At 27.7% G+C, this 2507-nt stretch carries 2 protein-coding genes; both read right to left on the minus strand.

Annotated features, from left to right (window positions below; all coding sequences use genetic code 11):
* Positions 1–231: 231 nt before the first annotated feature.
* A complete protein-coding gene (locus V7266_RS14165; protein WP_335468537.1) occupies positions 232–1323 on the minus strand; it encodes a glycosyltransferase in 1092 nt (363 codons plus the stop codon).
* A complete protein-coding gene (locus tag V7266_RS14170; protein WP_335468538.1) occupies positions 1323–2339 on the minus strand; it encodes a glycosyltransferase family 2 protein in 1017 nt (338 codons plus the stop codon). Before V7266_RS14170 ends, V7266_RS14165 begins: the two co-directional genes overlap by 1 nt.
* Positions 2340–2507: the final 168 nt, after the last annotated feature.

The following is a 2507-nucleotide window of genomic DNA, read 5'->3' on the forward strand; positions in this document are numbered from 1 at the left end:
AATATAATGTATGGAGAAAATATCTCATTTCCCGATACCTTCCAGGAATATATATACCAAAATAAAAGAACTAAATTTAAAACACCTAATATTTGTATTGTACTTTTATCAGATATATTTATTATCATCAAAAAACAAACTAATATTAAAATAGCCATTAAAATATGACCGAGCAGTAGTTCTGCTTTTTTTCAGTTCATTGTCAAAATGAAATCACGCCTCTAAATAAATTCATGTGTTATAGAGAGAAACTAATTTCTTTACAGCAATTTTAATATCATAAAATTCTTCCTTGAATTTAGTTTCTATAACATTTGGATTAAGTTTCAATTTCTTATAATCTTTAATATAATCAACCCAACCTGATGTTTCATAAATAGGGATAAATTCAACTAAATCTAACCCTAAATCAACTTCCTTTGAAATATTATTAGATAACAAGCACTTTATGCCTGCTGCTTGAGCTTCTACTACTGAAAGAGGTAACCCTTCGTAAAATGAAGGCAGTAGGAATATATCAAAAATCTTCAATAGTATATTAATATCTTTTCTAAAACCGGTGAAAATCACCTTTTCTAAAATACCCTTACTATTTGCATAATTAAGGATATTATCTTTTTCTTCTCCATCCCCTACTATTATCAAACGATAATCTTTATTGGTATTTGAAAGTTCTGCTAATATATCAATTAAAAAACACTGGTTTTTTTCCTTACTTAATCTTGCAACATGTCCTAAAAGAATGGCATTAGAAGGTATATTATAAGTTTTTTTTATGTCCTCAATTAATTCTTTGTCTACATTTAAAAATCTATTCACATCTATTGCATTTGGTAATACTTCGAAAGTTCGATTACCAAACATAAAATGCCCGGCTGATTTATTACATGCTATTAACTTTGTAGCACTTATTTTAGTCAGCATCCTATATATTGGCATTAAATATTTGTTATAATTAGTGCTAACATTAGTTGTATGAGCGTGACACAACCTTGTTTTTACACCAGCTAATAATGCCGCTAAACAAACTATCCCACTTTGATACTCCATATTTGCATGGATTGTATCATATACTCCATTTTTTCTAAAAAAAGAGATTAACTTTTTTAAATACTTAAGTATTCCTAATTCGCCAACTGTCCCTTGATAATGTATGTTTCCACCAAATTTCTTGATTTCTCTTGTAAATGTACTATCAACATTTTTATGGATAAGGAAATCAATTTGAAATTCCTCTTTACTAATATTCCTATAGTAATTCATCAAAACATTTTCAAGTCCACCTATATCCATACTAAATGTTACTATCAGTATTCTCTTCACTAATTAACACCACTTTTCAAAAAGATCTTTCTTAGGAGAAACTTATAGATCTTTGGAGAGAGAGAAAAAATAAAAGCATTTATAGAAATCATCTTATCTGGATATGAGATAAGAGTACGTATAGCATTTCTAGCATTTATTTTTTTTATAGTTTTATTATAGTCTTGGTTATTTGAATATAATGCGAGGTTCTTAATTATAGACAAAATAACTCTTGGAATTATATACTTCCCATATTTTTCAAAATGTTTATTGGTAATGTTCTCTAAATATCCTTTTATTCTTTCTTTTGTGTCAATACTATGGACTATGAACTCATCGAGATTTTCTGAGATGTTTTCCTTAGATGTTAGTGACTGGCTTCTTTTTCTTTGTAAAAATAATTTATTATCTATTTCAATTATATTTCTATTACAATGACATAAATATTTGATTAGAAATTCAAGATCCTCGCCGTATTTGTATTCAGTAGGGTATCGTAAATTAAATGAATCAATAATTGATTTCCGATAAAGCATGTTGCAATGCCCAAACTTCTTTTTCGCAACAGCTAATTCCATAATTACTTTTTCTAAATCCAACTCTCTATACTTGCATTCTTCATTTTTTAGTAAAGTATTAATAGCTTCACTTTGATCTTCAAAATATTTTGTACCACAAAATGAACAATCGGCATCATAACGTTTTGCTACTTGATATAGGTCGAATAAATAATTTGGATGTAATAAATCGTCAGAGTCTATAAAAACCATCCATTCACCTTTGGCTTTTTCTATACCAACGTTCCTAGCAGCACTGGGTCCTGCATTAGATTGAGAAGTAACATCAAAAATCAAATTACTCTTTTTTAAATATTCATTAATTACACCTAGCGATGAGTCCGTAGATCCATCATCTATGATAATTAATTCGATATTTTTATATTTTTGGCTATTTATAGATTCAAGTAAATTCACAATATATTTTTCACTGTTATATACTGGAACTACTATACTTATTAACTCTAAGTTAACCATTTTTATCTCCCTTAATTCTTTAGCTTAATCAATTCACTGTTTGCAATTTTTTTACTTGTACTCCTATACCTTATTGATGAAACTAAATTTCCTTCCTTTAAAAGAGCTATCAACTTTTTGAGAGTTTTTACATTCTTAATAATCTTTAAAAAGATGGAATTGATAAAA

The organism is Neobacillus drentensis (assembly GCF_036965645.1).
In the GTDB taxonomy this organism is placed as follows: domain Bacteria; phylum Bacillota; class Bacilli; order Bacillales; family Cytobacillaceae; genus Neobacillus; species Neobacillus drentensis_D.